At 67.8% G+C, this 6,112-nt stretch carries 6 protein-coding genes and 2 pseudogenes; 4 read left to right on the top strand and 4 right to left on the bottom strand.

Annotation, left to right across the window (positions count from 1 at the left end):
- The 3 genes and pseudogenes from MJ777_RS20830 to MJ777_RS20835 all read left to right on the top strand — a co-directional run.
- On the top strand, positions 1 to 537 hold a 537-nt coding region (locus MJ777_RS20830), incomplete at its 5' end, for a hypothetical protein (RefSeq protein WP_239377522.1).
- Positions 538 to 694: 157 nt separating this feature from the next.
- Positions 695 to 835, top strand: a pseudogene (locus MJ777_RS23275) (transposase family protein); the annotation flags it as partial.
- 124 nt (positions 836 to 959) lie between these two features.
- Positions 960 to 1,469, top strand: coding sequence for an ISAs1 family transposase (locus MJ777_RS20835; RefSeq protein ID WP_239377523.1), 510 nt, complete (start codon positions 960 to 962; stop codon positions 1,467 to 1,469).
- Between the two features lie 750 nt (positions 1,470 to 2,219).
- Here the strand turns inward: MJ777_RS20835 and MJ777_RS20840 are convergent.
- The gene (locus MJ777_RS20840) at positions 2,220 to 3,194 is read right to left on the bottom strand and encodes a carbohydrate kinase (RefSeq protein ID WP_239377524.1); all 975 of its coding nucleotides are present in this window, start codon (positions 3,192 to 3,194) and stop codon (positions 2,220 to 2,222) included.
- Positions 3,191 to 3,394, bottom strand: coding sequence for a hypothetical protein (locus MJ777_RS20845; RefSeq protein WP_239377525.1), 204 nt, complete (start codon positions 3,392 to 3,394; stop codon positions 3,191 to 3,193). The genes MJ777_RS20840 and MJ777_RS20845 overlap by 4 nt, the downstream gene beginning before the upstream one ends.
- Before the next feature lie 176 nt (positions 3,395 to 3,570).
- Between MJ777_RS20845 and MJ777_RS23280 the strand changes: the two are divergent.
- A pseudogene (locus MJ777_RS23280) lies at positions 3,571 to 3,699 on the top strand (ribbon-helix-helix protein, CopG family); the annotation flags it as partial.
- A gap of 1 nt (position 3,700) precedes the next feature.
- On the opposite strand, the gene MJ777_RS20855 reads toward MJ777_RS23280, so the two are convergent.
- The gene (locus MJ777_RS20855) at positions 3,701 to 5,605 is read right to left on the bottom strand and encodes an FHA domain-containing protein (protein ID WP_239377526.1); all 1,905 of its coding nucleotides are present in this window, start codon (positions 5,603 to 5,605) and stop codon (positions 3,701 to 3,703) included.
- On the bottom strand, positions 5,602 to 5,769 hold the full coding sequence (locus MJ777_RS20860) for a hypothetical protein (protein WP_239377527.1): 168 nt from the start codon (positions 5,767 to 5,769) through the stop codon (positions 5,602 to 5,604). The genes MJ777_RS20855 and MJ777_RS20860 overlap by 4 nt, the downstream gene beginning before the upstream one ends.
- Positions 5,770 to 6,112: the final 343 nt, after the last annotated feature.

The raw sequence follows: 6,112 nt of genomic DNA on the forward strand, positions 1-6,112 counted from the left end.
CGTGGTGGGATGTGTGTGAAAATGGCTGGCTCGCTACTAAATGTCAGCGCCATCTTTATCTCATTAGTTTCTTTGGCGACTTCAACTTTGCTCGCAGCACGGCAGGCACGATCAGCGGACCGCGCAAATCAGCTCCCAATCATCATCGAAATGCTTGATCGCCACACGACCCAGTCTTTCTACCTGAAAGAAGAGAAGATTTGGGCAGAGCTACCTTCGCGCGACCCAAATTTAGGAGTTACCCGTCTACCGGCGGATATTCGGGGGGAAGTCATTGAAGTATCATTCTTTTACCAGATGCTGGGCTACCCGCTCGCCTTCGAGGTCGTCGACGAAAACGTCGTCATTCTTCCCATCCGCTATCGGCTCGAGAAGACCTGGACGGCCATACGGCCTTTCGTTGAGAGTGAGAGGGTATTACGCGGCGACCCGTATAGCTATTTAAATACCCTGGAAGAGTTTGCGAAGAGTGCTGCAAAAAAGGATGTAGAGGGTATGACCCTAATGGTCCAGAGAAGATTATCGAGGATTGGATGATGCTTCAGAACTGGCGAAACCAAGTGGTCATAGCAGGGCCTCGGCATTTTTGCTGGGCAGCGGTTCGGTAACCGACAGTGAGTGGATCGGGTTATCCGAGACGCTCGCGCAGGTACCGGACCCACGCCGACGGCGCGGGGTGCGATACCCCTTCGCCGTGATCCTGACCATCGCGGTGTGCGCGATGCTCAGTGGCGCCCGGTCGTTCGCGGCGATCGGGGAATGGGCCGCCGACCTTCCCGCGGATGCCCGCGCTGGCCTGGGGCTGACCGGGCGGATCCCAGGCCCGGTGACGATCTGGCGGGTGCTGGTACGGGTGGACCGGGTGGCGTTGGAGGCCGCGATCGGAGCCTGGATCCGGGCCCCTCGACGCCGTCGACACCGCCGCGCAGCGGCCGACACAGCGCCGCCGGGTACGGCGGGTGCTCGCGGTGGACGGCAAAGCGATGCGCGCCACCCGCCACGGCGCCCACCCCGTGCACCTGCTCGGTGTCCTCAACCGCACCCGCGGCGGGGTGCTGGCGCAGGTCGACGTCGACGAGAAGACCAACGAGATCCCTGTGTTCTCCACGGTTCTCGATCAGATTCCCGACCTGACCGACGTCCTGATCACCGTTGACGCGATGCACGCGCAGACCGCGCACGCCGACTACCTGCATGCCCGGGGAGCGCACCTGCTGGTCACCGTGAAACGTAACCAGCCCACCGTCCACACCCGGTTGAAGACCCTGCCGTGGAAGGACGTCCCGGTCGGGCACGCTGCCACCGGCCGTGGCCACGGCCGGATCGAGGCACGCACCCTCAAAGCCGTCACCGTCCCGGCCGGGCTCGGGTTCCCCCACGCCGCCCAGGCCATCCAGATCACCCGCACCTCCCGCCCGATCAACAAGAACAAGAAGAACGACCGAGGGCAAGCACCGTCAGTGACGTGAGACCGTCTACGCGATCTGCACCCTGCCCGCCCACGACGCCCTACCGGCCGAACTGGCCACCTGGATCCGAGGCCACTGGTCCACATCGAGGTCCGCCTGCACTGGATCCGCGACGTCATACTGGGTGAGGGCCTCCACCAGGCTCGTACCGGCAGCGGACCCCAGGTCATGGCCGTTCTCCGCAGCCTGGTGATCAGCCTGCTCCGGTTCGCCGGCTTCACCAACATGACCTGAGCCCTACGCCACCACGCCCGCCACCCCGACCAGGCAATCACCCTCGTGACCAGCACAAACACGACTTTGCAATGACCCTGCAGGAGGCCCGACGAGATCACTGACGGTGCACGGGCAACGGAGATGCCGGCGGCGCAGAAACATTCAGACCGGTAAGAGGGCGGTGTCGACGGACAGTCGAGACAGCGGTCGCCCTCGGCCTTCCGTACCGACAGGCCGAGGGTGACCGACGAGGTCCTGACGTGACCAAGAGGTGTTCCCCGGCGTGGTCAAGGTCCCGGCTCCCTTGGCGGCAGAGATCGATCTTGGTCAGATCTGACACCCGTCCTTCGCGAGCGCACTGGCAGCCCGCGACGTTTCCAACGTTTGAGGCGGACCTCTTCGGCAATACGGAGAGCCACGAAGACGCGCGGCGCCATCGAGGTCCTCGCCCGCTACGCCGGAATCGGCGACCGCACGGCCAGCGGCATGGGCCACATCGTCATCGGCCCCGACGGGCCGTCCGCCCGGCTCATGTCATGGAAGCAGGTTTGTGCTCTCGCTGGTCAGCCGGCTCGCCCAGGGCGGGTCAGCACCGGGTGTGGCGCAGGTCAGTGCCGCGACTCGGGCCCCGAAGGTCAACGCGCGCCGTACGGTCTCGATGTCGAGCTGGTCGATCCGGCCGCCAAGGTGACCTGCTTGATACAGCCAGTGAAGAAGGCCGGCGGAAAAGGCGTCGCCCGCGCCGATGGTGTCGACGGTCCGCACCGCGACGGCAGGAACCTCCACCACATCCTGTCGGAATGAGGCTATGACGCCCCGCTCCCCGCGCGTGATGATGACCAGTGGCACATCGGCCAGGCCCGGGGCCCTGAGGAGATCATCCAGGGAGACGCCGGGGAAGAGCTCGGCGGCGTCATCCGCACTCATCCGGATGATGTCAGCAAGGCGAGACCACTCCGCGATCCTCGACCGGTACCTCCGCGGACTCACCAGGGCAGCCCGGACGTTGGGGTCAATCGACACCGTCGCGCGTTCCCGGGCGGTGCGGAGCAGCTTTTCGACCAGGTTCCCGCCCGGCTCCATCACCAGCGAGAGTGAGCCGGCGTGCACACACGCCACGCCGTCGAGATGGGATGGGGCCAGTTCCCGCGCGGTCCACTGCCAGTCCGCCGTTCCGGCCGCGTAGAACACATAGCTGGCCTGACCGTCAGCCGCCACCGACGCGATGGTGAGCGTTGCCGGTTCACTGGCGGTGACGGCGCATGACAGGTCGACCGCGGACGTCCGCAGCCGCTCGACAAAAAGATCACCGAACACGCCCCGCGGCAGCCTGCCGAGAAACCGGGTCGGTGTTCCGAGTCTCCCGAGAGCGACCGCCGTGTTCGCTGGGCCGCCTCCCGGGAATACCCGCAACCGCAACGCGGTGTCGCTCCCGGCCGCCGGCTCGACAACAGCATCCGCGACGTTTTCGCCGATCACCGCGACACAACCGGCAGCACGTGGAGTCATGCCTTTCCAAGCGGGCCGGTCAGGCTCCCGGTGGCCTCTCGGACCCGGCGGGCCGGCAGCGCCGATGCGACGGGAACCCTGGACGCGGAAGCAGCCGTGATCGCGCCATCGTTCGCTGTGGCCGCTGGTTCCCCGTCCGTTGCTTCCTCGTCCGTTGCTTCCCCGTCCGTCCGTCCAGGGATTGCCACCGCTTCGGCCATGGTGTGCTCCTTCGCAGAGATGGGGTCAACCCGCCATCCGAACCGACGTCATCGAGACAGTCGGTGACATCCCCGGGAAGCCGCTGACAAAGCCACGACGGCCCACAATCCCGCCGCTTGCCCAGGCCGCGGGCCACGCCTCCAAGAGCATCGGATATCGCTTGGAGATGCTGCTGATGTCCGATGTGCTCATCCGTGACGTGCCCGATGACGTGCTGGCCGCTGTCGAGGCGCACACCGCCCGGCTCGGTCTGTCCCGTAACGAGTACCTCCGCCGGCAGCTCGCCCAGGACGCGGCGCGCTCGGTCACCGGCCCTTCCGGGGTGCGGACCCGCGGCGCAGGACCGGCCATATCGCCGATACGATGGCTGCGGTCAGTAGCACAAGCGCGGCGAGGTCAAGCGTCCAGGTGTGGACGTCGGCTGTCCACAGCGGGTCGACCTTGGGAGTGGCCGGGGTCTGGCGGTAGCCGGTTGTCGCCGCGAGCATCGCGAACCCCCACCGGGCCGGCATCAGGTATGCGAGCTGTTCCAGCGGCGGATGGCCATCCAGTGGGATGAGCAGCCCACACAGCAGCAGCTGCAACAGCAGGACGAGCACGAGGATCGGCATGCCGCGGTCGGCGTTTGCGATCAGTGCTGAGACCAGCAGCCCTTGAGCCATTGCGGCCAGCGCGACCGCGACCATGGCGACGGCAACCTCGGTCACCCCATGCTGGCTCAGCGCGAGTGGCCTGTCCGGTGCTGGCTGGCCGTACAGTCCGGCGAAGGCCAGGATCACGGCCTGAGCGCTGCTGATCAGGCCCAGCACGGCGAGCTTCGACCAGAGGTAAGCGCCGCGCGAGAGCCCAATCGCCTGCTCGCGGCGGAAGACGGAGCGCTCCTTGACCAGTTCGCGGAACGCTCCGGCGAATCCCGTGAACGCGCACCCGAGCACGAGCACGAGCACGAGCATGAGCGGCGCGATGTCACTGTCGGGGCCGGCCTGCCGGCTTTTCCACGACAGTCCGTGCCCGCCCGGAAGCAGCCGTGCGAACAGGCTCAGCACCAGCGGCAGCGCCAGTAGGAACAGCGCGTAGGCCCGATCGGCCGCGATCACCGCGAAGTAACGGCGGGCGAGCACGACGAACTGGCGCAGCGCCGGCTGCTGGCGCGGCGGCGCGTCCGGTACGGATCGCGCCGGACGCGCCGCGGGCTGCGCCGTGCCGCTCGGTATCCCGTACCGTGCGTACTCGGGCGAAGCCCGGAAGCGGGCCGTCCAGTCGACCTCCCGGGACCGGTCGAGCAGCAGGAACATGTCCGCGAAGTCATGCTGGCCGAAGTACGCGAGCGCCTCGCCGGGCGGGCCGAAATAGGCGAGCTGGCCGCCCGACGCGAGCACGAGCAGCCGGTCGCACAGGTCAAGCTGCGCGGGTGAGTGCGTGACGACGACCACCGTCCGGCCGTCGTCGGCCAGTGTGCGCAGGGTCTGCATCACCGACTTGTCCATGCCCGGGTCCAGCCCGGACGTCGGCTCGTCGAGGAAGAGCAGCGACGGGCGGGTGAGCAGCTCCAGCGCCACACTCGTGCGCTTGCGCTGCCCACCGGAGAGGGTGCTGATCCGCTGCTCCGCCTGGTCGGCCAGCCCCAGCTCGCCGATCACCTCATCGACCCGCGCGTTGCGCTCGGCCGCCGGGGTATCAGCGGGGAACCGCAGCTCGGCCGCGTACCGCAGCGCCCGGCGGACGGTCAGCTGCGGGTGCAGGATGTTGACGAACGTCCCGTTCCAGCTGCCGAGGTCGACGATCCGCCACTCGGGCCCGGCCTGGCGCAGCTCCGCGTGCCGGCGGGAGACGAGCGGGTCGGCGAGCACCACGTCACACTCGGGCGCGCGGCCGATGACGACTGACGCCGCCCCGACCGGATGCAGCGCCGTAGCCTTGCGTTCCCACCAGGTCCCGGTTGCTGCCGTCCCGGCAGGTGGGATGTTGCCCGGCCGGCGTGCCGGGGGCGGCGGCGCGGCCGGTGCCTGTTGTGGTAACCGGTAGTGCCCGGTGCCGAAAACAGTGGGTGGGATGCCTGGCCCCTGTGCCGTGGGCGGCGTCCGTGATGGCGCGCTCTTGGCCTGCCACCAGCTGGATCCGGGGGCGGCTGGTGGTGGCGGTGCCGCCTGCGGCGGAGGCGCCGCTCGCGGTGGAAGCGCTGGTGACGGTGACGGGGGCGGGGGTGTCACTGGTGGCGGTAGCGCTGGTGGCCGTGCGGGCGCTGCCGGTGGTGGCGCCGCGCGGGCGCGGCAAACGCCGGGACGCCATACCGGTCGCGGGATCCGTCCCCGTATCTGGTCGTGCGCGCGGCAAGCCCGCTCCGGCCAGCCGCCGCGGGGACGGCGTCGGTCATAGGGCCGCCGAGCCCTTCTTCCACGGCCGCCCGCCTCCGCGGCGAACCGCCCCCGTGCATGATTGCGTTGGATCGCGCCTCCCGGACTCACCCGACCTGGCCGCAGAATCGATCAGGTCGCCGATCAATTATTAGCGAGGCGGTTACCACCGGCAAGGGGCGGCTCACTCCAAAGAACCCGCCTCTACAAAACCTGTTTGATCTAGAAGTCAGGTGTTATGCGCGCCACGCCGACGACAGATCGCGGTCCACAGCGGAACATGTGGATCAGGGCCTGACGGCTGGTACTCGGTCGTCCACACCATGTTCGGCGCAGGCGCGCAATAGCTTTAGAGCGCCCGGC

The organism is Protofrankia sp. Cj5, from assembly GCF_917627405.1.
In the GTDB taxonomy this organism is placed as follows: Bacteria; Actinomycetota; Actinomycetes; order Frankiales; family Frankiaceae; genus Protofrankia.

Excerpts from the sequence above, each read along its gene's own strand:
- MJ777_RS20840 (WP_239377524.1), bottom strand. The coding sequence starts at position 3,194 with ATGACTCCACGTGCTGCCGGTTGTGTCGCGGTGATCGGCGAAAACGTC.
- MJ777_RS20860 (WP_239377527.1), bottom strand. The coding sequence starts at position 5,769 with ATGACCGACGCCGTCCCCGCGGCGGCTGGCCGGAGCGGGCTTGCCGCG.
- MJ777_RS20845 (WP_239377525.1), bottom strand. The coding sequence starts at position 3,394 with ATGGCCGAAGCGGTGGCAATCCCTGGACGGACGGACGGGGAAGCAACG.